The organism is Blastococcus sp. CT_GayMR20 (assembly GCF_004570345.1).
Window position 1 is genome coordinate 1 of record NZ_SPQM01000083.1, and the last position, 21497, is coordinate 21497.

Here is a 21497-nt window from a genome sequence, read left to right on the forward strand (position 1 = left end):
CGACGGCGACCGGCCGCAGCGCAACCGCGGTGAGCGCGGCAACCGCAACCGCAACGACCGCGACGCCAACCGCGAGGGCGGCGACCGCACCGCCCCCGACCGCGGCGCCGACCGCAACGCCCCCGACCGCGGCACCGACCGCAACGCCAACCGCGACGGCGGCAACCGCAACGACGGTGGCAGCAACCGCGACGGCAACCGGGGCCCCGACCGCGGGGAGCGCGCCGACAACCGCGGCGGCCGCCCGGACAACCGGAACGACAACCGCAACGACGGTCCGCGGGGCGCCAACCCCAACGACGAGGACGACGACGACTTCGAGGGCGGCCGCGGTCGCCGCGGTCGCCGGTACCGCGACCGCAACAAGCGCGGTGGCAGCACCGGCGGCGGTCGTGAGCGCTTCGACCAGGGCGAGCCGACCGTCAGCGAGGACGACGTCCTGCTGCCCGTCGCCGGCATCCTGGACGTGCTCGACAACTACGCCTTCGTCCGAACCTCGGGCTACCTCACCGGCCCGAACGACGTCTACGTCTCGCTGTCGCAGGTGCGCCGCTACGGCCTGCGTCGCGGTGACGCCATCACCGGCGCCGTCCGCCAGCCCCGCGAAGGCGAGCGCAAGGACAAGTACAACGCGCTGGTCCGGCTGGACACGGTCAACGGCCTCGACCCCGAGCAGGCCAAGCAGCGGCCGGAGTTCACCAAGCTCACCCCGCTGTACCCGCAGGAGCGGCTGCGCCTGGAGACCGAGCCGCACGTGCTCACCACGCGCGTGCTCGACCTGGTCATGCCGATCGGCAAGGGCCAGCGCGCGCTGATCGTCAGCCCGCCGAAGGCCGGGAAGACCATGGTGCTGCAGGCGCTGGCGAACGCGATCACGACCAACAACCCCGAGTGCCACCTGATGGTCGTCCTCGTCGACGAGCGGCCCGAAGAGGTCACCGACATGCAGCGCTCGGTGAAGGGCGAGGTCATCGCCTCGACCTTCGACAGGCCGCCGTCGGATCACACGACGGTCGCGGAGCTGTCCATCGAACGGGCCAAGCGCCTGGTCGAGATGGGCCACGACGTCGTCGTCCTGCTGGACTCGATCACCCGCCTGGGCCGCGCCTACAACCTGGCGGCCCCCGCCAGCGGCCGGATCCTCTCCGGTGGTGTCGACTCCACGGCGCTGTACCCGCCCAAGCGCTTCCTCGGCGCCGCACGCAACATCGAGAACGGCGGCTCCCTGACGATCATCGCCTCGGCGCTGGTCGAGACCGGATCCACGATGGACACGGTCATCTTCGAGGAGTTCAAGGGCACGGGTAACGCGGAGATCAAGCTCGACCGCCGCCTGGCGGACAAGCGCGTCTTCCCGGCGGTCGACGTCAACGCGTCGGGAACCCGCAAGGAAGAGATCCTCATGAACCCCGACGAGCTGGCGATCGTCATCAAGCTGCGCCGGGTGCTCGCCGCGCTCGAGCCGCAGCAGGCGCTGGAACTGCTGCTCGACAAGCTGAAGAAGACGCGCAACAACGTCGAGTTCCTGATGCAGATCCAGAAGACGACCCTGGGGCCGGGCAACGAATAACCCGGTGCGGCAGGACGGTCTCCCGGTCTGGGAGACTGGTCGACCGAGCCCCGCATCGCGGCCGGAATATCGGTCGGCCGCCGGCGTTCCACCACACGAACACCAGAGACTTCGCAGAAGAGGCGATATGAAGCCCGACATCCACCCGGCCTACAACGTCACCACCGTGACCTGTGGCTGCGGCAACACCTTCACCACCCGCAGCACGTCCCCGACCGGTCAGCTGACCGTCGAGGTCTGCTCCGCCTGCCACCCCTTCTACACCGGCAAGCAGAAGATCCTCGACACGGGTGGCCGCGTCGCCCGCTTCGAGAAGCGGTTCGGCAAGCGCGCCGCTGCCGGGGCCGAGACCGCCGACAAGTAGCGCATCCGACGGCGCCCGCGCCACTCCCTCCGGGGAGTGGGGCGGGCGCCGTTGTCATGTCCCGATCCAGTGAGAGGAGTCCTGCGTTGAGCTCCCCCGACCGGTTGTCCGCCCTGCTCGACGAGCACGCCTCCCTGGAGCGCGAGCTCGCCGACCCGGCGGTGCACGCCGACCAGTCCCGCGCCCGGCGGCTGAGCCGGCGCTACGCGCAGCTCGCCCCGCTCGTCGAGACCGCCCGCGCGCTCGACGAGGCGCGCGGGAACCTGGGCACCGCCCGCGAGCTCGCCGGGGAGGACACGTCCTTCGCCGCCGAGGCGTCGGCGCTGGAAGCCGAGGTCGAGGACCTCACCGGCCGGCTGCGCGAGCAGCTGCTGCCCAAGGACCCCGACGACGACAAGGACGTCATCCTGGAGATCAAGGCGGGGGAGGGCGGCGCGGAGTCGGCGCTGTTCGCCGGCGACCTGCTGCGCATGTACCTCCGCTACGCGGAGCGCCGGGGCTGGTCGACCGAGGTCCTCGACGCCGTGGACGCCGAGCTCGGCGGCTACAAGGACGTCGCTGTCGCGATCAAGTCCCGCACGGACGAGGGCATCTGGTCACGGCTGAAGTTCGAGGGCGGCGTGCACCGCGTCCAGCGCGTGCCGGCCACCGAGAGCCAGGGCCGGATCCACACGTCCGCTGCGGGCGTCCTGGTGCTGCCCGAGGCCGAGGAGGTCGACGTGACCGTCGACCCCAACGACCTGCGCATCGACGTCTTCCGCTCCTCCGGGCCGGGCGGTCAGAGCGTGAACACGACCGACTCCGCCGTCCGGATCACCCACCTGCCCAGCGGCATCGTGGTCAGCTCGCAGAACGAGAAGAGCCAGCTGCAGAACCGGGAGTCCGCACTGCGCGTCCTGCGTTCGCGGCTGCTGGCCGCCGCCCGCGAGGAGGCGGCCGCCACGGCCAGCGACCAGCGGCGCAGCCAGGTGCGCACGATGGACCGCAGCGAGCGGGTCCGCACGTACAACTTCCCGGAGAACCGGATCAACGACCATCGGGTCGGCTACAAGGCGTACAACCTCGACCAGGTGGTCGACGGCGACCTCGACGCCGTCATCGACGCGCTCGCCGCGGCGCACACCGCCGAGCTGCTGGCGGCCGGCTCCTGAACGTCCGATCCATGATCGCCGACGCCGCGCGCCGCCTCGCCGACGCCGGGGTCGAGTCGCCGCGGGTGGACGCCGAGCTGCTGCTCGCCCACGTCCTCGGGGTGCCCCGCGGCCGGCTGATCACGGCGGGCGACGTGGGTGCGGACGAGGCCGCGCGTTTCGGGGAGCTCCTCGAGCAGCGGGCCGACCGGGTCCCGCTACAGCACCTCACCGGCCGGGCCGCCTTCCGCCACCTCGAGCTCGCCGTCGGACCCGGGGTCTTCGTGCCCCGCCCGGAGACCGAGCAGCTGACCGGCTGGGCCCTCGGGCGGCTGGCCGGCATCGAGGGCCCCGTGGTCGTCGACCTGGGCAGCGGCTCGGGCGCGATCGCGCTGTCGATCGCGCACGAGCACCCCGGCGCCCGGGTGACCGCCGTCGAGCGCGATCCCGGTGCCGTCGCGTGGACACGGCACAACGCCCTCGCCCGCGTCGCCGCGGGGGACACGCCCGTCGGCGTCGTCGAGGGCGACATGACCGACCCGGCCCTGCTCTCGGAGCTCGACGGCCGGGTCACCGTCGTCGTCTCCAATCCGCCCTACGTCCCGGACGACGCGGTGCTGCCGCGCGAGGTCGCCGACCACGATCCGCCGCCGGCGCTCTGGGGCGGCCCCGACGGGCTGGACGTCGTCCGCGGGATGCTGACCGTCGCCGCGCGGCTGCTGCACCCCGGCGGGTGGCTCGGCATCGAGCACGCCGACCAGCAGGGCACTGCGCTGCCGGCCGTCGTCCGCGCCCACGGTGGATTCACCGAGGTGGAGGACCATCCCGACCTGGCCGACCGCCCCCGCTTCACGACCGCCCGGAGGGTCTGACTCGCCGGTGGGGGAGACTCCTCTGCCGTGCCTGAACTCTTCGACTGCAGCGACCCCGCGGCACGCGCCGCCGGCCTCGACGCCGCGGCCGCCGCGCTCGGCCGTGGGGAGCTGGTGCTCCTGCCCACCGACACGGTCTACGGCGTCGCGGCCGACGCCTTCACGCCGGCCGCGGTCACCGGACTGCTCGCGGCCAAGAACCGCGGGCGGGCCATGCCGGTCCCCGTGCTGATCGGCGAGGCGTCGACGCTGGCCGGCCTGGTGGTCAACCTGCCGCCGGTGGCCAACGAGCTCGCCTCCGCCTTCTGGCCCGGCGGCCTGACCCTCGTGCTCGAGCACGCGCCGTCCCTGGCCTGGGACCTCGGGGACGCGGAGGGGACCGTCGCCGTCCGGCTCCCGGACGACGACGTGGCCCGCGACCTGCTGCGCCGCACGGGACCGCTGGCCGTCTCCAGCGCCAACCGCTCCGGCCGCCCGGCCGCGGCCACCGCGCAGGACGCCGTCGAGCAGCTGGGGACCCACGCGGCCGTCGTCCTGGACGGCGGGCCCCGTGCCGGGTCGGCCGCCAGCACGATCGTCGACTGCACCGGCCCCGTCCTCCGGGTGCTGCGGGTGGGTGCGATCCCGGTCGACCGCCTGCGGGACGTCGTCCCCGACATCACCGACTGATGAAGGACCCCGTCCTCCCCACGCTTCGCACGCTCAGCGCGGGCCCCGGGACGGGGCCGCAACCAGGCGATACCGTGGGCTACACCCGCCGCCCTGCCGGGCGTCAGGGGTAGCCGCAGCGAGTCGATCGAGTGGGGGACCGTGCGCGAGTACGCCGTCGTCCTCCTCACCGCCGCGCTGGTCACCTTCCTGGCCACGCCGGTGGTGCGGATGGTCGCCATCCGCGCGCGCATGATGGCGGCCCCCCGCGACCGGGACGTGCACGTCATCCCGACCCCGCGGGGCGGCGGCGTCGCGATGTACCTCGGCGTGGCCGCGGCGATCCTGGTCGCCACCCGCCTCCCCGCTCTGCAGCGGACCTTCGACGACTCCCAGACGTTCGCGGTGCTGGTCGCCGGCGGGCTCATCTGCCTGCTGGGCGTCCTGGACGACAAGTGGGGGCTGGACGCCCTCACCAAGCTGACCGGTCAGATCGCGGCCGCCGGCGTCATGGTGCTGCAGGGGGTGCAGCTGGCCTTCCTGTTCCTGCCGGTGGCCGACATCGGCACGATCTCCTTCGGCCCGCAGACCGGTGTCCCGCTGACCATCCTCGTCACGGTCCTCACGGTGAACGCGCTCAACTTCATCGACGGCCTCGACGGGCTGGCCGCCGGGGTCTCCGCCATCGCCGCGCTGGCCTTCTTCGCCTACAGCTACAACCTCGGGATCGTCGGCTACGACGACGTCGCCAGCGCCCCCGCGCTGATCACCGCGGTGCTCGCCGGGGCGTGCCTGGGCTTCCTCCCGCACAACTTCAGCCCGGCCCGGATCTTCATGGGCGACTCCGGTTCGATGCTGGTCGGCCTGATGCTCTCGGCCGCCGCGGTGACGGCGACCGGGGGAGTGGACGCGCAGACGTTCGACTCCGCCGCGAGCCTGCTGCCCCTGGCGCTGCCCCTCCTCGTGCCGATCGCGATCCTCTTCATCCCGTTCGTCGACCTGGTCATGGCCGTCGTGCGGCGCAGCGTCCGGGGCCAGTCGCCGTTCTCGCCGGACAAGATGCACCTGCACCACCGGCTGCTCTCCATCGGGCACTCGCACCGCCGGGCCGTGCTCGTCATGTACTTCTGGGCCGCCCTGCTGTCCTTCGGGGCCGTCGCGCTGTCGATCACCGGCGGGCAGGCGGAGCTCCTCGTCGCCATCGCCGTCCTGCTGGTCGTCGGTGTGGTCGTCGTGCTCAGCCCGCGGGCCAGGCGGGCCGCTCGCGAGGCCCGCCAGGCCGAGATCGTCGCGCAGCGCGAGCGCAGCCGGGCCGAGCACCCCACCGCCCGGGCGCTCCGGGCACAGGCCGCCGCGGCCGCCGACCCCGCCCGCGCACCGGACCCCGAGCCGGCGCCGCGCGCAGCCGGGGCGGGACAGGTGCTCCGGTGACGGCGACCAGTCCCCGCGGCGCCCGGCCTCCACGCAGCGACGTCCCCTGGGACGTCTCGTTCCTCCGCGTCGGTACCCTCGTGACCGCCGTGGTCACGGCCCTCGCCGTCCCGGTGGTCTGGCTGCTCGCCGGCCGCCCGGCCGCCGTGGGGGTGCTGGTCGGAGCCGCCGTCGTCACGGCGTTCTTCTGCATCTCCGGCGTGGTCATCGCCTGGGCCGGCCGGATCGACGACGCGTTCACGCTGCCCGCGGCGCTCGGCACCTTCCTCGTCAAGGTGCTGATCTTCTTCGCCGTCCTCCAGGCACTGCCGGAGGACGGGTGGATCGACCGGCGGGCGATGGCGTGGGCCGTCGTCGCCGGCGCCCTGCTGTGGAGCGGCGTCCAGGTCCGCTGGGTGCTGACCCGGCAGCTGTACTACGTGCCGCCGCCGGCACCCCCGGGAACGGGTCCGGGTCCGGCGCCGGAGTCCGCGCACGTCTCGCCGACAGACCCGGAAAAGCCCACGTTCCGCGCCTGAGATAGTGTCCCGGCGATGGCCGAGGACAGCCCTGCTCGCGGGGAAGCTCGACCGCGAACCGACGAACCGGCGCGTCAGCCCAGTGGGGCCGACATCGGCTGGGGGATCACCGGGACCATGCTCTCGGGGATCATCGTCTGGGGCGGGGTCGGGTTGCTGCTCGACCGCTGGTGGGAGACACGGTTCCTCGCCCTGGTCGGCACGATTCTCGGCTTGACGGTGGCCATCTACCTGGTGGTCGTCAAGTACGGGGCTGTTCCACCGCCTCCGGGAGGTGGCCGGTCCACCGGTAGGACCCCGGGCGGGCAGCGGAGCCGGCCCCGGACGCAGGGCCCGACGCAGAAGGGACAACGGTGACCTCCAGCGCCACCGCGCTCGCCAGCGTGCTCGCAGCCAACGGCGAGGGTTTCGAAGCTCCGACCGTCGAGGAGTTCTACCCCGAGCCCCTCGTGGAGTTCGACGTCTTCGGCGTGGCCTTCGAGATCACCCGCATCACGCTGATCATGTGGATCGCGACCGCGCTGATGATCTGGTTCATGGTCGCCGCGGTCCGCAAGCCGTCGATCGTGCCCGGGAAGCTCCAGTTCATGGGTGAGAGCGGCTACTCCCTCATCCGCGACGGCATGGCCCGCGACGTGATCGGGCCCAAGGGCCTTCCGTTCGCCCCGTTCCTCGCCTCGCTCTTCTTCTTCATCCTGGCGAACAACGCGATGTCGATCGTGCCGCTCGCGCAGATCTCCCCGATGTCGAAGTTCGCCTTCCCGCTGGTCCTCGCGGTCATCGTCTGGGTGCTCTACAACTGGGTCGGCATCCGCGAGCAGGGCGCAGGGCGGTACTTCAAGGACGCCGCCGTGCCGCCGGGTGTGCCCATCGGGGCGCTGATCCTCGTGACGCCGATCGAGCTGCTGCAGGTGTTCGTCATCCGGCCGTTCACCCTCGCCGTCCGGCTCTTCGCCAACATGTTCGCCGGCCACATGCTGCTGGCGGTGTTCTCCCTGGGCACGGTCTACCTGCTCACCGTGGGCAACTTCTCCGTGATCTTCAGCCCGTTCGCGTTCCTCATGGCCCTGGCCATGACGTTCTTCGAGCTGCTGGTCATCGTGCTGCAGGCCTACGTCTTCACCGTGCTGACGGCGACATACCTCAACGGCGCCGTCGAACCCGCCCACTGACCGCTCCACCCCCGCCAGCCGCCCGGGACGACCCGGGCGACCGACACAGGAGGAAGACCCCCTAATGATCGAGGTACTCGCAGAGCTCGAGGGCAACATCGGTGCGGTCGGCTACGGCCTCGCCGCCATCGGCCCCGGCATCGGTGTGGGCATCGTGTGGGCCGCCTACATCCAGGCGACCGCCCGTCAGCCCGAGTCCGCCGGCCTGACCCGGACCTACGCCTTCCTCGGTGCCGCCCTCTCCGAGGCCCTGGCGCTCATCGGCCTGGTCGCGCCCTTCATCTACGGCTGAGCCGGCCGGTCCTGTCCAGCTGACTCAGGGAGTCCAGAGCATGAGCATCCTCGCCGCGGAAGCACACAATCCGCTGATCCCGCCCGTGGGCGAGATCATCGTCGGCACGATCACGTTCGCGATCCTCGCCTTCGTGATGATCAAGTTCGTCGTGCCGCGCTTCGAGCAGGTCTTCCGCGCTCGTCGGGAGGCGATCGAGGGCGGCATCGAGCGGGCCGAGGCGATGCAGGCGGAGGCCAAGGCGTCGCTGGAGCAGTACCGCGCCCAGCTGGCCGAGGCGCGCAACGAGGCCGCGCAGATCCGCGACCGAGCCCGTGCGGAGGGCCAGCAGATCCTCGAGGAGCTGCGCACCCAGGCACAGGAGGAGTCCGCGCGGATCGTCGCTCGCGGCGAGGAGCAGCTGGCCACCGCGCGCCAGCAGGTCGTCAACGAGCTCCGTGGGCAGATCGGCACCCTGGCGGTGCAGCTCGCCGGTCAGGTGGTCGGTGAGTCCCTCGCCGACGACGCCCGCCGGCGCGGCACCGTCGACCGGTTCCTCGCCGAGCTCGACGGCATGGCAGCCGGCGACGGCGTCGTCGGCGCGCGAGAGACCACTCGCTGATGGAGGCCTCCAGCCGAGCGGCACTGGCCGAGGCACGCGAGCGCCTCGACCAGCTCAGCCGTCCTGCCTCCGGCGTGCTCGAGCGGGCGAAGGACCGCCTGACCGGTCAGCCGGCGCGGGCGGCCACCGGTCCGGAGCTGCTGGCTCTGGCCGACGAGCTGTTCGCCGTCGCGCGGCTGCTCGACAGCCAGCTCTCGCTGCGCCGGGCGCTGTCCGACCCCGCGGGCAAGCCGGAGGACCGGGCCGGCCTGGCCCAGCGGCTCTTCGCCTCGAAGCTGTCGAGCACGGCCCTCGACCTGGTCGAGACCGTCGCCCGGCTGCGGTGGTCGCACCCGATCGACCTGGTCGACGCATTCATGGCCCTGGGGATCGAGGCGTCGCTGGACGCCGCGGACGCCCGTGGTGAGCTCGACGGCGTCGAGGACGAGCTGTTCCGCTTCGGCCGCATCATCGGCGGCGACCGCGAGCTCGGCCGGATCCTGAGCGACCGCAAGGCCTCCGTGGAGGGCAAGCGCGCGCTGCTGGACCGGCTGCTGTCCGGCCGGGTCAGCCCCGTGACCGAGCAGCTGCTCCGCAACGTGCTCACCGGACCGCACGTCGGCACGGCGGAGAACGCGATCGAGCGGCTGTCCGACGTGGCGAGCCGGCGCCGCGGCCAGTCCGTGGCGCGGGTGACCACCGCCGTCGCGCTGACCCCCGCCCAGGAACAGCGGCTGTCCGACGTGCTCCGGCGGATCTACGGCCGCACCGTCGGTCTGCAGATCACCGTGGACCCGAGCGTGCTCGGCGGCCTCATCGTGCAGGTGGGCGACGAGGTCATCGACGGCAGCATCGCCCACCGCCTGGAAGCCGCCGAGCGGCGGCTGGCCGGCTGACCGCCCCCATTCGGCTCCCCGCCCCAGACCACAGCCCCCCAAGACACGACCCCCGCAGGGAAGAGGACTCAGACCCATGGCCGAGCTGACGATCTCCGCAGACGAGATCCGCAGTGCCATCCAGACGTACGTCACCGAGTACAGCCCCGACATCTCCCGCGAGGAGGTCGGCATCGTCACGGAGGCCGGCGACGGCATCGCCCGCGTCGAAGGCCTGCCCTCGGTCATGACCAACGAGCTGCTCGAGTTCGAGAGCGGCGTCCGTGGCCTGGCCCTGAACCTCGACGTGCGCGAGGTCGGCGTCGTCGTCCTGGGTGACTTCTCCGGCATCGAGGAGGGCCAGCAGGTCCGCCGGACCGGCGAGGTCCTCTCCGTACCGGTCGGCGACGGCTACCTCGGCCGCGTCGTCGACCCGCTGGGCAACCCGATCGACGGCGGCGGCGAGATCGTGTCCACCGGCCGCCGTGCGCTGGAGCTCCAGGCACCGACCGTCGTCCAGCGGCAGTCGGTGAAGGAGCCGCTGCAGACCGGGATCAAGGCCATCGACGCCATGACCCCGATCGGCCGCGGTCAGCGCCAGCTGGTCATCGGCGACCGCCAGACCGGCAAGACGGCGATCGTCACCGACACGATCATCAACCAGAAGGAAGCCTGGGCGACCGGCGACCCGGCGCAGCAGGTCCGCTGCATCTACGTCGCCGTCGGCCAGAAGGGCTCGACGATCGCGGCCATCCGCACCGCCCTCGAGGAGGCCGGCGCGATGGAGTACACGACCATCGTCGCGGCTCCCGCATCCGAGGCCGCCGGCTTCAAGTACATCGCCCCCTACACCGGCTCGGCCATCGGCCAGCACTGGATGTACGAGGGCAAGCACGTCCTGATCGTGTTCGACGACCTCTCCAAGCAGGCCGAGGCCTACCGTGCGGTCTCGCTGCTGCTGCGCCGTCCGCCGGGTCGCGAGGCCTACCCGGGCGACGTCTTCTACCTCCACTCCCGTCTGCTGGAGCGCTGCGCGAAGCTCTCCGACGACCTCGGCGCCGGCTCGATGACGGGCCTGCCGCTGGTCGAGACGAAGGGCAACGACGTGTCGGCGTACATCCCGACCAACGTCATCTCGATCACCGACGGCCAGATCTTCCTCGAGACCGGTCTGTTCAACTCCGGTGTCCGTCCCGCCATCAACGTCGGCATCTCGGTGTCCCGCGTCGGTGGTTCGGCCCAGATCAAGGCCATGCGCTCGGTCGCCGGCCGCCTGCGCCTGGACCTCGCCCAGTTCCGTGAGCTGGAGGCCTTCGCGTCCTTCTCCTCCGACCTGGACGCCTCCAGCCGCGCCACACTCGACCGCGGCCAGCGCCTGGTGGAGCTGCTCAAGCAGGGGCAGTACTCGCCGTTCCCGGTGGAGCGCGAGGTCGTCTCCCTGTGGCTCGGCACCACCGGCAAGCTCGACGTGGTGCCGGTCAGCGATGTGCGGCGCTTCGAGTCCGAGTTCCTCGACTTCGTCTCCCGCGGCGAGAACGGCATCCTCGACGAGATCCGCCAGTCCAAGGTGCTCGGCGACGACGCGGTGCAGAGCCTGGAGAAGGCGGTCGAGGAGTTCTACGGTCAGTTCACGACCAGCGAGGGCGAGTCGCTCAAGGTCAACGAGCCCGAGGCCGAGGCCATGGACGCGTCCGAGCGCGGCCAGGAGCGCGTCCAGGTCAAGAAGAAGGGCTGATCCATGGCCGGCTCTCTCCGCGCGCTGCGGCGCCGCATCCGCTCCACGCAGTCGACGAAGAAGATCTTCTCGGCGCAGGAGCTGATCGCCGGTGCCCGGATCGTGCGCGCGCAGGCCCGGGTGGAGGCCTCCAAGCCCTACGCCCGGGAGATCACGCGGGTGCTCTCTGCACTCGCCTCCTCCGCGTCGCTGGACCACCCGCTGCTCACGGAGCGGCAGAACCCGCAGCGCGCGGCGGTGCTCGTGATCACCTCCGACCGCGGGTTCGCCGGCTCGTACAACGTGAACGTGCTGCGGCGGACCGAGGAGCTGCTCGCCCTCCTGCGCAAGGAGGGCAAGCAGCCGGTGCTCTACGTCGTCGGGCGCAAGGGGGAGACCTACTACTCCTTCCGCGACCGAGAGATGGCCGACACCTTCACCGGCTTCTCCGAGCAGCCGAACTACACCGACGCCCAGGCGGTGGGTGAGGAGCTGATCGCGGCCTTCACCGCCGGTGAGGACGACGACGAGAGCGGTGCCGGCGCCGACGGCGTCCTCGGCGTGGACGAGCTGCACATCGTCTACACCGAGTTCCGTTCCCTGCTGGCGCAGGTGCCGGTCGCCAAGCGGATGGCTCCGCTGGAGGTCGAGGAGGTCGAGGAGTTCGACTACGAGCGCGAGGACCGCGAGCACGGCCAGACCGGCAACGACTCGGGCGTCCCCACCTCGTACGAGTTCGAGCCGTCGGCCGAGGGGCTGCTGGACGCCCTGCTGCCGAAGTACATCACCACCCGGATCTACGCCGCGATGCTCGAGGCGGCCGCCTCGGAGTCCGCGTCGCGGCGCCGGGCGATGAAGTCGGCCTCCGACAACGCGGAGGAGCTGGCCAAGAACCTCAAACGGCAGGCCAACCAGGCCCGCCAGGCCGAGATCACCCAGGAGCTCAGCGAGATCGTCGGCGGCTCCGAGGCGCTGGTCGCCGCCGGGGCCAGCGACTGAGCCGGATCCGGCGACTGACATGTTCCACCCGAAGACGCGAGACGAACCCCACAGCGCACACAGCCCGAGGGCAGGAGAGCACTACAGATGACCGTCACCGAGGACCGTCCGTCCAACCAGCAGACGCAGGCCGCCGGCCGCGTCGTGCGGGTCACCGGGCCGGTTGTCGACGTCGAGTTCCCGCGCGACGCGATGCCCGACCTGTTCAACGCCCTGAAGGTCGATGTCACCCTGGCCGACCTGGGCAAGACCCTGACCCTCGAGGTCGCCCAGCACCTGGGCGAGGGCGTCGTCCGCACCATCTCGATGGCGCCGACCGACGGCCTGGTGCGTGGCGCGGAGGTGCGCGACACCGGGGAGTCCATCACCGTCCCCGTGGGTGACGTGACCAAGGGCCACGTGTTCAACGCCCTCGGCGAGTGCCTGGACACCCCCGGCTACGGCGAGGACGCCCCGCACTGGTCGATCCACCGGCACGCGCCGCGCTTCGACCAGCTCGAGGGCCGCACCGAGCTGCTCGAGACCGGCATCAAGGTCATCGACCTGCTCACCCCGTACGTGGCCGGTGGGAAGATCGGCCTGTTCGGTGGGGCCGGCGTCGGCAAGACCGTGCTGATCCAGGAGATGATCCGCCGGGTCGCCCAGGAGTTCGGTGGCGTCTCGGTGTTCGCCGGCGTCGGCGAGCGCACGCGTGAGGGCAACGACCTCATCACCGAGATGACCGAGTCCGGCGTCATCGAGTCCACCGCGCTGGTCTTCGGCCAGATGGACGAGCCGCCGGGCACGCGTCTGCGGGTCGCGCTCTCCGCGCTGACCATGGCGGAGTACTTCCGCGACGAGCAGAACCAGGACGTGCTGCTCTTCATCGACAACATCTTCCGGTTCACCCAGGCCGGCTCCGAGGTGTCCACGCTGCTCGGCCGCATGCCGTCGGCCGTGGGCTACCAGCCGACCCTCGCCGACGAGATGGGCGAGCTGCAGGAGCGGATCACCTCCACCCGTGGCCGCTCGATCACCTCGCTGCAGGCGATCTACGTGCCCGCCGACGACATCACCGACCCCGCACCCCACACCACGTTCGCCCACCTCGACGCGACGACGGTGCTCTCCCGGCCCATCTCGGAGAAGGGCATCTACCCGGCCGTCGACCCGCTGGACTCGACCAGCCGGATCCTCGACCCGCAGTACGTCGGGCAGGAGCACTACGAGATCGCCCAGACGGTGAAGCGGATCCTGCAGCGCTACCAGGAGCTGCAGGACATCATCGCCATCCTCGGCATCGACGAGCTCGGCGAGGAGGACAAGGTCACGGTCAACCGGGCCCGGCGCATCGAGCGCTTCCTCTCGCAGAACATGTTCGTGGCCGAGGCGTTCACCGGTCAGCCCGGCTCCTTCGTCCCGCTGTCGGAGACGCTGGAGGCGTTCAAGGCGCTCACCGAGGGCAACTACGACCACCTCCCGGAGCAGGCCTTCTTCATGCAGGGCGGGCTCGAGGACCTCGAGAAGAACGCGGAGAAGCTCAAGAAGCAGTAAGAGGACCCCCCTGCCCCCGCCACTCGCACGCTCGCGGCGGGACCCCGCAGGGGGGCCGTTCCAGCACGTCCCCGCGGCCGGGTTCCTCTTCGGAGGGGCCCGGCCGCTCGCGTTCGTGGGTCCGGCGGCCCGATCGGGCGACCGGACGGTCACCCGTGTGGGTGGATCAGCGCTATCGTGCCTGCTGGCCGGGGCCCCGCGTGCCGACCATCTCGAGGACAACGCCCGATCCCCGGGCACGGTGAGGAACGACGTGGACGACGACATCGCAGGATCCGGCAGTGCCGATCCTGGCTGGAGCTGGCCCCCGTACGCGCCGTGGGAGCCCGCGGACGGCGAGCGGTTCGGCATCGACGAGTGGGCGCCGGCGTCCAGCGTCCGCCGTCCCTGGGTGCGGGTCGGCCGCTGGACCCTCCTCTACCGTCGCGCCGCCTAGGCCCCCTCCCGGGTCCGCCGAGCCTGCGAGGGGAGGGGAGGAGGGGGTCCTTATAGAGTGAGGGCCCCGTCCGTGGATCCCGAGGAGTGTCGTGGCGACCCTGCAGGTCGAGTTGGTGGCCGTCGAGCGGAAGATCTGGTCCGGCGAGGCCTCCATGGTCATCGCGCGGACGACCGAGGGCGAACTGGGCGTCCTCCCCGGCCACGCGCCGCTGCTGGGTCAGCTCGCCGAGGGCGGTGTCGTGACGATCCGCACCGACTCCGGTGAGGACGTCGTCGTGGCCGCGCACGGGGGGTTCCTGTCGGTCACCGAGCGCGGGGTGTCGATCCTGGCCGAGACCGCGGAGATCTCCACCGAGATCGACGTGGAGCGCGCCCGCGAGGCGCTGCGCCGGGCCGAGGGCGCCGGCGACGAGCCGGGTGCACTCGACGCGGCGCGGCGCGCCCAGTCGCGGCTGAGGGCGGCCGGCGAGTCCGCCTGAGTTCCCGACGTCCCGCCGCTGAGCCGTCCGCCCGATGACCACGGTCCTGCTCGTCCTGCTGGGCGTGCTCATCGTGGTGCTGGTGGTCGCCTTCCAGATCCGCCGCCGCTTCCTCCTCTCCGGGCTCGGGGCGGTCACCATGTGGCTGCGGCCGGTCCGCTCGCCCCGCTGGTCGGTCGGGGTCGCCTGGTACGGCGGCGACATGCTGCTCTGGTACCGGGGGCTGTCGCTGGCGGTACGCCCGAACGAACGGCTCTCCCGCGCCGAGATCCGCGTCGAGTCCCGCCGCAGCCCGGGTCGCGAGGACCTGGCGCTGCCCTCGGACGTCGTCGTCCTGACCATCGCCACCCCGGAGGGTCCGCGGGAGCTGGCGATGGACACCTCGACGGTGACCGGCTTCCTCTCCTGGATGGAGTCGGCCCCTCCGGGGACCTAGCTGTTCTCGGCCGGCTGCTCGGCGAAGGCGGCCCGCTGGGCGTGGGCGCCGCTGTGGGCGCCGGGCTCCCACAGGATGTCGCCGCCCGGGTTCGCGACACGGGCGAGGATGAACAGCAGGTCCGACAGCCGGTTGAGGTAGCGGGCGGTCTCCGGGTTCGTGCGCTCGGCGTCGGCCGCCAGCAGCGCCCAGACGCTCCGCTCGGCCCGGCGGACGACGACCCGCGCCTGGTGCAGCAGCGCCGCCGCAGGGGTGCCGCCGGGCAGGATGAAGCTGTTCAGCTTGGGCAGCGTCTCGTTGTACTCGTCGCAGGCCGCCTCGAGCCGCTCGGTGTAGGCCGGCGTCACCCGTAGCGGCGGGTACGCCGGGTCGGGCGTCACCGGCGTGCACAGGTCGGCGCCGACGTCGAACAGGTCGTTCTGGACGGTGCGCAGGAGCTCGGCGACCCGCTCGTCCGGGGCCCCGAGGGCGAGCGCGACCCCGAGGACGCTGTTGGCCTCGTCGACGTCGGCGAAGGCGTGCAGCCGGGGATCGTTCTTGGACACCCGGCTCATGTCGCCCAGGTGCGTCTCGCCGGCGTCGCCGGTCTTGGTGTAGATGCGGGTGAGCCGGACGGTCATGCCCCGCAGCCTAGGAGAAGGACCCCGCTGCCCCCACCACTCGGCAGGCTCGCGGCGCGAACCCTGCATCGGGGCCACTCCGTAAGGTGACGGCGTGGAGTGCTTCGAGGTGGCCGGTGGCACGGCCCTCACCGGCCGGGTGCGGGTCACCGGTGCCAAGAACAGCGCGCTGAAGCTCATGGCAGCGGCCCTCCTGGCGCCGGGCCGGACCACCATCGAGGAGGTCCCCGACATCCTCGACGTGGCGATCATGAGCGAGGTGCTGCGGCGGCTCGGCTGCGAGGTCGACTACGAGCGCACCGGCGACGGTGGTGGCGGCGGCCGCGTCGTCGTCGACGTGCCGGAGAAGCCGTCGACCGAGACCGACTACGACCTGGTCCGCAAGATGCGTGCCTCCATCAACGTGCTCGGCCCGCTGGTCGCCCGCTGCGGCTCCGCCCGGGTGGCGCTGCCCGGCGGCGACGCGATCGGCTCGCGCGGCCTGGACATGCACATCTCCGGCCTGGAGCGCCTCGGCGCGACCATCGTCAGCGAGCACGGGTTCCTCGTCGCGACCGCGCCGCGCCTCGTCGGCGCGTCGATCTGGCTGGACTTCCCGTCGGTCGGGGCGACCGAGAACCTGGTGATGGCGGCCGTCCTCGCCCGGGGGACGACGGTCGTCGACAACGCGGCCCGCGAGCCGGAGATCGTCGACCTCTGCACGATGCTGGTCGGCATGGGCGCCCGCATCGACGGCGCCGGCACCTCGACGATCACCGTCGAGGGCGTCGACGCGCTGTCGCCGGTGACCTACTCGACCGTGCCGGACCGCATCGTCGCCGGCACGTGGGCCATCGGGGCCGTGATGACCCAGGGCGACGTGTTCATCGAGCGCGCGATCGGCGACCACCTGCGGGTGGCCCTGGACAAGCTGACCGACGCCGGCGCCACGGTCGAGGCGAAGCCCGACGGCATCCGCGTGGCGATGGACCGGCGCCCGCGCTGCGTCGACGTCGTCACGCTGCCCTACCCCGGGTTCCCGACCGACCTGCAGCCGATGGCCGTGGCACTGGCCGCGGTGTCCACCGGCACCGCTCTGGTCACCGAGAACGTGTACGACGGCCGGTTCATGTTCGTCAACGAGCTGGTCCGGCTGGGCGCCGACATCCGCATCGACGGCCACCACGCCGTCGTCCGCGGTCGGGAGCGGCTCTCCAGCGCTCCGGTCGTGGCCACCGACATCCGGGCCGGGGCGGGACTGGTCCTCGCCGGGCTGGCGTCGGACGGCATCACCGAGGTTCAGGACGCCTACCACGTCGACCGCGGCTACCCCGACTTCGTGGAGCAGCTGCGCGGCCTCGGCGCCCAGGTCGAGCGGACCCAGCGGCCCGCCTGATCAGCCGGGGAAGGACGCCGCCAGCGTCCGTGCCCGGTCGGCGTCCTCCGGGAAGACCAGGACGTCGGCGCGGTGCTCTGCGGGACAGCGGATCGTCGAGCGGATGCCCGCGTCGGAGAGCACGGCCCGCAGGGCGAGAGCTGACTCGCGGCGCGACAGGGTGGCGACCAGCGTCAGGAGCCCGTCCTCGGCGGGCGGGGGAGCCGACTGCCGGTCGTAGCCGGTGCCGAAGGCCCACCGCATGAACAGGGCGATCAGCGCCAGGACGACGAACGCGATGACCGGCCCCACGAGGTAGTGCAGGCTGCTGCCCGCCCCGATCGGCATCGGCGTCTCCCTTCCGTACGCCGTTCGAGTGTGCCACCGGTCATAGTCGGGTGAGGGTGCCCGGACGCGGGGCTGCTACCGGTGAGTAACCGCCCTAGACTCCGCGGGCATGCCGTTCCCTTCAGAGCCGAAGGAGCGCGACCGCCCCTGGGTCATGCGCACCTACGCCGGCCACTCCTCGCCGGCCGAGTCGAACAAGCTGTACCGGAACAACCTGTCGAAGGGGCAGACCGGCCTCTCGGTCGCCTTCGACCTGCCGACCCAGACCGGCTACGACCCCGACGACGAGCTCGCGGTCGGCGAGGTCGGCAAGGTGGGCGTCCCGGTCACGCACATCGGTGACATGCGCGCGCTGTTCGACGGCATCCCGCTCGACGAGATGAACACGTCGATGACGATCAACGCCACCGCGATGTGGCTGCTCGCGCTCTACCAGGCGGTGGCCGAGGAGCACGGGCACGACGTCAGCAAGCTCGCGGGGACGACGCAGAACGACATCATCAAGGAGTACCTGTCGCGGGGGACCTACGTCTTCCCGCCGGCGCCGTCGATGCGGCTCATCACCGACATGGTCGCCTACACGGTGACGACGATGCCGAAGTGGAACCCCATCAACATCTGCAGCTACCACCTGCAGGAGGCCGGGGCGACGCCGGAGCAGGAGATCGCCTACGCCATCAGCACCGCCATCGCCGTCCTCGACTCGGTCCGCGACTCCGGCCAGGTGCCGCAGGAGAAGTTCGGCGAGGTCGTCGCGCGCATCTCCTTCTTCGTCAACGCGGGCGTCCGCTTCGTCGAGGAGATGTGCAAAATGCGCGCCTTCACCCAGGTGTGGGACGAGCTGACGAAGGAGCGCTACGGGGTCGAGGACCCCAAGCACCGCCGCTTCCGCTACGGCGTGCAGGTCAACTCCCTGGGCCTCACCGAGGCGCAGCCGGAGAACAACGTCCAGCGCATCGTGCTGGAGATGCTCGCCGTGACCCTGTCCCGCGACGCCCGCGCCCGCGCCGTGCAGCTCCCCGCCTGGAACGAGGCGCTCGGCCTGCCGCGGCCGTGGGACCAGCAGTGGTCGCTGCGGCTGCAGCAGGTGCTCGCCTACGAGACCGACCTGCTCGAGTACGAGGACCTGTTCACCGGCTCGGTCGTCGTCGAGAAGAAGGTCGCCGAGCTGATCGAGGGCGCGAAGGCCGAGATGGCGCGCGTCGAGGAGCTGGGCGGGGCGGTCGCCGCCGTCGAGTCCGGGTACATGAAGAGCGCGATGGTCGGCTCGCTGGCCGAGCGCCGCCGGCGGATCGAGAGTGGCGAGGACGTCGTCGTCGGCGTCAACAAGTTCGAGACGACCGAGCCCAACCCGCTGCTCGCCGACCTCGACGCCGCGATCATGACCGTCGACCCGGCCGTCGAGAACGCCGCCCAGGAGGCGGTGCGGAAGTGGCGCGCCGAGCGGGACCAGGACGCGTGCGACAAGGCGCTCGACACCCTGCGCGAGGCGGCCGGCACCGACACCAACCTGATGGCCGCCACCCTCGACTGCGCCCGCGCCGGCGTGACGACGGGGGAGTGGGCCGGCGTCCTGCGCGAGGTCTTCGGCGAGTACCGGGCGCCCACCGGCGTGGCGGCGGCCAGCGCCGGCGGTGAGGCCGACGCGACGCTGACCGACGTCCGCGAGCGCGTGCGGGCCACCGGCGAGGAGCTCGGCGGGCGGCTCCGCTTCCTCGTCGGCAAGCCGGGCCTCGACGGGCACTCCAACGGTGCCGAGCAGATCGCCGTCCGCGCCCGCGACGCCGGGTTCGAGGTCGTCTACCAGGGCATCCGTCTCACGCCTGACCAGATCGTGTCGGCCGCCGTCGAGGAGGACGTGCACGTCGTCGGGCTCTCGGTGCTCTCGGGCTCGCACCTGCAGGTCGTGCCCGCGGTGCTGCGCGGTCTGAAGGAGGCCGGCCTGGACGACGTCCCCGTGGTGGTCGGCGGGATCATCCCCGACAGCGACGCCCGGCGGCTGCGCGAGCAGGGAGTGGCCCGCGTCTTCACGCCGAAGGACTTCGGGCTGACCGACATCATGCGCTCGGTCGTCGACGTCATCCGCGAGGCGAACGGTCTCGAGGAGAAGGTGCCCGAGCCGGCCTGATCATGTCGCGGGAAGACCGATCCGCACGTCGTCCATCCCCGGGGAGAAGAGCACGCTGACCGGGGGACCGGTCGGCGCGCCCGGCCCCAGTACGGCGAGCAGGTCGGTGTCGAGGTCGAGCAGCTCCGCGGTGCGCAGCCGCCACGGAGCGTGCTCGACCTGTCCGTACACCGTGCGCCCGGCGAGCCGGTGGTGGAAACCCCAGCGCGCGGTCAGGAACAGCTCCTCCGGCCCGGGGATCCGCGGCGCCCCGACACGGACGGCGATCCGCGCGTGCCCCGGCGGGGGGACCGGCCACCGACGGCGCAGCCCGTAGGTGCGGCGGTCGCCGTGCCGGTCGAACTCGACGCGGGCCCACGAGTAGGGCAGGCCGGCGGTCCACCGGGCACCGACGGCCGGCGGCAGCCGCTCGGCGTCGAGCGACAGGAACACGACGCCGCGCCGGCCGGCTCCGTCCACCGCGTACAGCCGGACGTTGACCTGCCCGAAGCTGCCCACCCACGGGAGCGCGGGCCCGCCGAGCAGCGCCGTGCGCTGCATGCGCAACGCGACGATGCCCACGAACGTGCGTCCGTCGAGGACGTCCGGTCGGGTGCCGGCCGGCAACAGCGCTGCCGCCGGCGCAGGGTCCAGTGCCCAGTGCAGAAACGTGACGTCGCGCCAGTCCTGCCGCAGCAGGGCTGGGTGCACCGGGCGCGGTGGGGACGCCGTCAGGGGTTCCGGTCGCACTCCTGCTCCCTTCCCCGCTGCGGTCGGAGCACTCGTGCCGCTGTTGCCCCGCCGTCCGCCTGCGTGGTGGGGTCGGGGCATGAGCAGCGAGGGAGCACCCCGGGTCGAGCGGGACGGTGACGTCGTCCGGATCACGATGGCGCGCCCGGCCAAGCGCAACGCCCTGAGCCGCGAGCACCTGACGCAGTTGCTCGGCGCCTTCAACGAGGTGGCGACCAGTGACGCCACGGGCATCGTGCTCGGAGCCGAGGGACCCGTGTTCAGCGCCGGTCACGATCTCGGCGAGGTCGGCGGCCGCCCCCTCGCAGAGGTGCGCAGCCTGCTCGAGCTCTGCACGGAGCTGATGCAGACCGTCGAGGCGGTGCCCCAGGTGGTGATCGCGCGGGTGCATGCGCTCGCCACCGCCGCCGGCTGCCAGCTGGTTGCCTCCTGTGACCTCGCCGTGGCCGCCGAATCAGCCGGGTTCGCCACTCCCGGCGGCAAGTTCGGGTGGTTCTGCCACACCCCGATGGTGGCCGTGGCCCGCAACGTGGGCAGGAAGCGAGCGATGGAACTCGCACTCACCGGTGACGTCATCGATGCGCGGACGGCCCTGGACTGGGGACTGGTCAACCGCGTGGTGCCTGATGCCGACCTCGATGACGCCGTCGCCGACCTGATGGACCGTGCGACCCGCGGCTCGCGGGCCAGCAAGGCCCTCGGGAAGCAGACGCTGTACGCGCAGTTCGACCGGCCCGAACGCGAGGCATACGACATCGCGCTCGCGGTCATGGCCGACGCCAGCCAGACGCCCGGGGCCCGGGAGTGGTCGGAATCCTTCGTTCAGAAGCGGCCGGCGGTCTGGATCGACTGAGCGCGTGAGCCTGCGCACACCCGGGATGGCCCACGGGGCCCGATTGCATTGACCAACCTGTGCAGAACCTGTGGGGGCTCACGCGTCGGCGTGCCCTGGACTTCGGACGGCGGACGACGAGCGGCTGTTGACGCCTGCCGCGTCCGCCGTCCCCTCGCCGTCCCCCGAAAGGCCTCTCCCTCTCGTGCTCGCAACTCTCCGCCGCGTCCCGTTCGCGGCGCAGGTCCTCCTCGCCCTCGTCGTGGGCGTCGCCCTGGGTCTCGTCGCCCGTGAGATGGGCACCGTCGCCGACGGTTCGCCCAACTGGCTGACCAGCACCCTGCAGACCATCGGCGGCACCTTCGTCACCCTGCTGAAGACGCTCGTCCCGCCGCTGATCGTCACCGCGGTGATCGTCAGCATCGCCAACCTCAG

Annotated in this window: 24 protein-coding genes and 1 pseudogene; 22 read left to right on the plus strand and 3 right to left on the minus strand. The window is 71.9% G+C overall.

Going from position 1 to position 21497, the window contains the following annotated elements:
* Nucleotides 1-454 precede the first annotated feature (454 nt).
* The 18 genes and pseudogenes from rho to E4P40_RS17665 all read left to right on the plus strand — a co-directional run.
* Nucleotides 455-1570: pseudogene (gene rho / locus E4P40_RS17580) on the plus strand (transcription termination factor Rho); the annotation flags it as partial.
* 127 nt (nt 1571-1697) lie between these two features.
* Entirely contained in the window at nt 1698-1934 is a 237-nt protein-coding gene (rpmE, locus tag E4P40_RS17585) for a 50S ribosomal protein L31 (protein WP_135159795.1), read from the plus strand.
* 86 nt (nt 1935-2020) lie between these two features.
* Nucleotides 2021-3085 carry a peptide chain release factor 1 gene (gene prfA / locus E4P40_RS17590; protein ID WP_245160411.1) on the plus strand — a complete coding sequence of 355 codons (1065 nt, stop codon included), beginning with the start codon at nt 2021-2023 and terminating at the stop codon, nt 3083-3085.
* An 11-nt stretch (nt 3086-3096) separates the two neighbouring features.
* A complete protein-coding gene (prmC, locus tag E4P40_RS17595; RefSeq protein ID WP_135159797.1) occupies nt 3097-3936 on the plus strand; it encodes a peptide chain release factor N(5)-glutamine methyltransferase in 840 nt (279 codons plus the stop codon).
* A gap of 27 nt (nt 3937-3963) precedes the next feature.
* Complete coding sequence (locus E4P40_RS17600; protein ID WP_135159798.1) at nt 3964-4605, plus strand: L-threonylcarbamoyladenylate synthase; 642 nt, start codon at nt 3964-3966, stop codon at nt 4603-4605.
* Nucleotides 4606-4746: 141 nt separating this feature from the next.
* Entirely contained in the window at nt 4747-6015 is a 1269-nt protein-coding gene (locus tag E4P40_RS17605; RefSeq protein ID WP_135159799.1) for an MraY family glycosyltransferase, read from the plus strand.
* Nucleotides 6012-6533, plus strand: a complete 522-nt coding sequence (locus tag E4P40_RS17610) for a hypothetical protein (protein ID WP_135159800.1) — start codon at nt 6012-6014, stop codon at nt 6531-6533. Before E4P40_RS17605 ends, E4P40_RS17610 begins: the two co-directional genes overlap by 4 nt.
* A gap of 15 nt (nt 6534-6548) precedes the next feature.
* A complete protein-coding gene (locus E4P40_RS17615) occupies nt 6549-6890 on the plus strand; it encodes an AtpZ/AtpI family protein (RefSeq protein WP_135159802.1) in 342 nt (113 codons plus the stop codon).
* A complete protein-coding gene (gene atpB / locus E4P40_RS17620) occupies nt 6887-7705 on the plus strand; it encodes a F0F1 ATP synthase subunit A (protein ID WP_135159804.1) in 819 nt (272 codons plus the stop codon). The genes E4P40_RS17615 and atpB overlap by 4 nt, the downstream gene beginning before the upstream one ends.
* A gap of 64 nt (nt 7706-7769) precedes the next feature.
* A complete protein-coding gene (atpE, locus tag E4P40_RS17625; RefSeq protein ID WP_164704633.1) occupies nt 7770-7997 on the plus strand; it encodes an ATP synthase F0 subunit C in 228 nt (75 codons plus the stop codon).
* A gap of 40 nt (nt 7998-8037) precedes the next feature.
* Nucleotides 8038-8598 (plus strand): F0F1 ATP synthase subunit B, encoded by a 561-nt coding sequence (locus E4P40_RS17630; protein ID WP_135159805.1) that lies wholly within the window; start codon nt 8038-8040, stop codon nt 8596-8598.
* A complete protein-coding gene (locus E4P40_RS17635) occupies nt 8598-9473 on the plus strand; it encodes a F0F1 ATP synthase subunit delta (RefSeq protein ID WP_135159806.1) in 876 nt (291 codons plus the stop codon). Before E4P40_RS17630 ends, E4P40_RS17635 begins: the two co-directional genes overlap by 1 nt.
* 76 nt (nt 9474-9549) lie before the next feature.
* Entirely contained in the window at nt 9550-11187 is a 1638-nt protein-coding gene (gene atpA, locus E4P40_RS17640; protein ID WP_135159808.1) for a F0F1 ATP synthase subunit alpha, read from the plus strand.
* 3 nt (nt 11188-11190) lie between these two features.
* A complete protein-coding gene (locus E4P40_RS17645; protein ID WP_135159810.1) occupies nt 11191-12165 on the plus strand; it encodes a F0F1 ATP synthase subunit gamma in 975 nt (324 codons plus the stop codon).
* Nucleotides 12166-12252: 87 nt separating this feature from the next.
* Entirely contained in the window at nt 12253-13698 is a 1446-nt protein-coding gene (atpD, locus tag E4P40_RS17650) for a F0F1 ATP synthase subunit beta (RefSeq protein ID WP_135159812.1), read from the plus strand.
* 253 nt (nt 13699-13951) lie between these two features.
* Nucleotides 13952-14134 (plus strand): hypothetical protein, encoded by a 183-nt coding sequence (locus tag E4P40_RS17655; RefSeq protein WP_135159814.1) that lies wholly within the window; start codon nt 13952-13954, stop codon nt 14132-14134.
* Nucleotides 14135-14225: 91 nt separating this feature from the next.
* On the plus strand, nt 14226-14615 hold the full coding sequence (locus tag E4P40_RS17660; RefSeq protein ID WP_135159815.1) for a F0F1 ATP synthase subunit epsilon: 390 nt from the start codon (nt 14226-14228) through the stop codon (nt 14613-14615).
* A gap of 34 nt (nt 14616-14649) precedes the next feature.
* Nucleotides 14650-15051: a DUF2550 domain-containing protein gene (locus tag E4P40_RS17665; RefSeq protein WP_135159816.1), complete on the plus strand. Its 402-nt coding sequence runs from the start codon at nt 14650-14652 to the stop codon at nt 15049-15051.
* Here E4P40_RS17665 and E4P40_RS17670 read toward each other — a convergent pair.
* Entirely contained in the window at nt 15048-15671 is a 624-nt protein-coding gene (locus tag E4P40_RS17670; protein WP_135159817.1) for a cob(I)yrinic acid a,c-diamide adenosyltransferase, read from the minus strand. The two genes, E4P40_RS17665 and E4P40_RS17670, sit on opposite strands and share 4 nt — an antisense overlap.
* Nucleotides 15672-15765: 94 nt before the next feature.
* Between E4P40_RS17670 and murA the strand changes: the two genes are divergently transcribed.
* Entirely contained in the window at nt 15766-17046 is a 1281-nt protein-coding gene (gene murA / locus E4P40_RS17675; RefSeq protein ID WP_135159818.1) for a UDP-N-acetylglucosamine 1-carboxyvinyltransferase, read from the plus strand.
* On the opposite strand, the gene E4P40_RS17680 is transcribed toward murA, so the two are convergent.
* The gene (locus tag E4P40_RS17680; protein WP_135159820.1) at nt 17047-17373 is read right to left on the minus strand and encodes a hypothetical protein; all 327 of its coding nucleotides are present in this window, start codon (nt 17371-17373) and stop codon (nt 17047-17049) included.
* 109 nt (nt 17374-17482) lie between these two features.
* On the opposite strand from E4P40_RS17680, the gene E4P40_RS17685 reads away from it, so the two are divergent.
* Nucleotides 17483-19501: a protein meaA gene (locus E4P40_RS17685; protein WP_135159821.1), complete on the plus strand. Its 2019-nt coding sequence runs from the start codon at nt 17483-17485 to the stop codon at nt 19499-19501.
* On the opposite strand, the gene E4P40_RS17690 is transcribed toward E4P40_RS17685, so the two are convergent.
* The gene (locus E4P40_RS17690) at nt 19502-20230 is read right to left on the minus strand and encodes a DUF2071 domain-containing protein (RefSeq protein ID WP_209305389.1); all 729 of its coding nucleotides are present in this window, start codon (nt 20228-20230) and stop codon (nt 19502-19504) included.
* Between the two features lie 79 nt (nt 20231-20309).
* Between E4P40_RS17690 and E4P40_RS17695 the strand changes: the two genes are divergently transcribed.
* Together E4P40_RS17695 and E4P40_RS17700 are read left to right on the plus strand one after the other, a co-directional pair.
* Nucleotides 20310-21083, plus strand: coding sequence for an enoyl-CoA hydratase-related protein (locus tag E4P40_RS17695; RefSeq protein ID WP_135159824.1), 774 nt, complete (start codon nt 20310-20312; stop codon nt 21081-21083).
* A gap of 184 nt (nt 21084-21267) precedes the next feature.
* Nucleotides 21268-21497, plus strand: a 230-nt coding sequence (locus tag E4P40_RS17700) for a cation:dicarboxylase symporter family transporter (RefSeq protein ID WP_135159825.1), incomplete at its 3' end; no start/stop codon positions are given.

What these genes read in the sequence shown, in the direction of transcription:
- rpmE (WP_135159795.1), top strand. Translation starts at nt 1,698, where the DNA reads ATGAAGCCCGACATCCACCCGGCCTACAACGTCACCACCGTGACCTGT.
- prmC (WP_135159797.1), top strand. Translation starts at nt 3,097, where the DNA reads ATGATCGCCGACGCCGCGCGCCGCCTCGCCGACGCCGGGGTCGAGTCG.
- E4P40_RS17615 (WP_135159802.1), top strand. Translation starts at nt 6,549, where the DNA reads ATGGCCGAGGACAGCCCTGCTCGCGGGGAAGCTCGACCGCGAACCGAC.
- atpE (WP_164704633.1), top strand. Translation starts at nt 7,770, where the DNA reads ATGATCGAGGTACTCGCAGAGCTCGAGGGCAACATCGGTGCGGTCGGC.
- E4P40_RS17630 (WP_135159805.1), top strand. Translation starts at nt 8,038, where the DNA reads ATGAGCATCCTCGCCGCGGAAGCACACAATCCGCTGATCCCGCCCGTG.
- E4P40_RS17635 (WP_135159806.1), top strand. Translation starts at nt 8,598, where the DNA reads ATGGAGGCCTCCAGCCGAGCGGCACTGGCCGAGGCACGCGAGCGCCTC.
- atpA (WP_135159808.1), top strand. Translation starts at nt 9,550, where the DNA reads ATGGCCGAGCTGACGATCTCCGCAGACGAGATCCGCAGTGCCATCCAG.
- E4P40_RS17645 (WP_135159810.1), top strand. Translation starts at nt 11,191, where the DNA reads ATGGCCGGCTCTCTCCGCGCGCTGCGGCGCCGCATCCGCTCCACGCAG.
- atpD (WP_135159812.1), top strand. Translation starts at nt 12,253, where the DNA reads ATGACCGTCACCGAGGACCGTCCGTCCAACCAGCAGACGCAGGCCGCC.
- E4P40_RS17665 (WP_135159816.1), top strand. Translation starts at nt 14,650, where the DNA reads ATGACCACGGTCCTGCTCGTCCTGCTGGGCGTGCTCATCGTGGTGCTG.
- E4P40_RS17670 (WP_135159817.1), bottom strand. Translation starts at nt 15,671, where the DNA reads ATGACCGTCCGGCTCACCCGCATCTACACCAAGACCGGCGACGCCGGC.
- E4P40_RS17680 (WP_135159820.1), bottom strand. Translation starts at nt 17,373, where the DNA reads ATGCCGATCGGGGCGGGCAGCAGCCTGCACTACCTCGTGGGGCCGGTC.
- E4P40_RS17685 (WP_135159821.1), top strand. Translation starts at nt 17,483, where the DNA reads ATGCCGTTCCCTTCAGAGCCGAAGGAGCGCGACCGCCCCTGGGTCATG.
- E4P40_RS17695 (WP_135159824.1), top strand. Translation starts at nt 20,310, where the DNA reads ATGAGCAGCGAGGGAGCACCCCGGGTCGAGCGGGACGGTGACGTCGTC.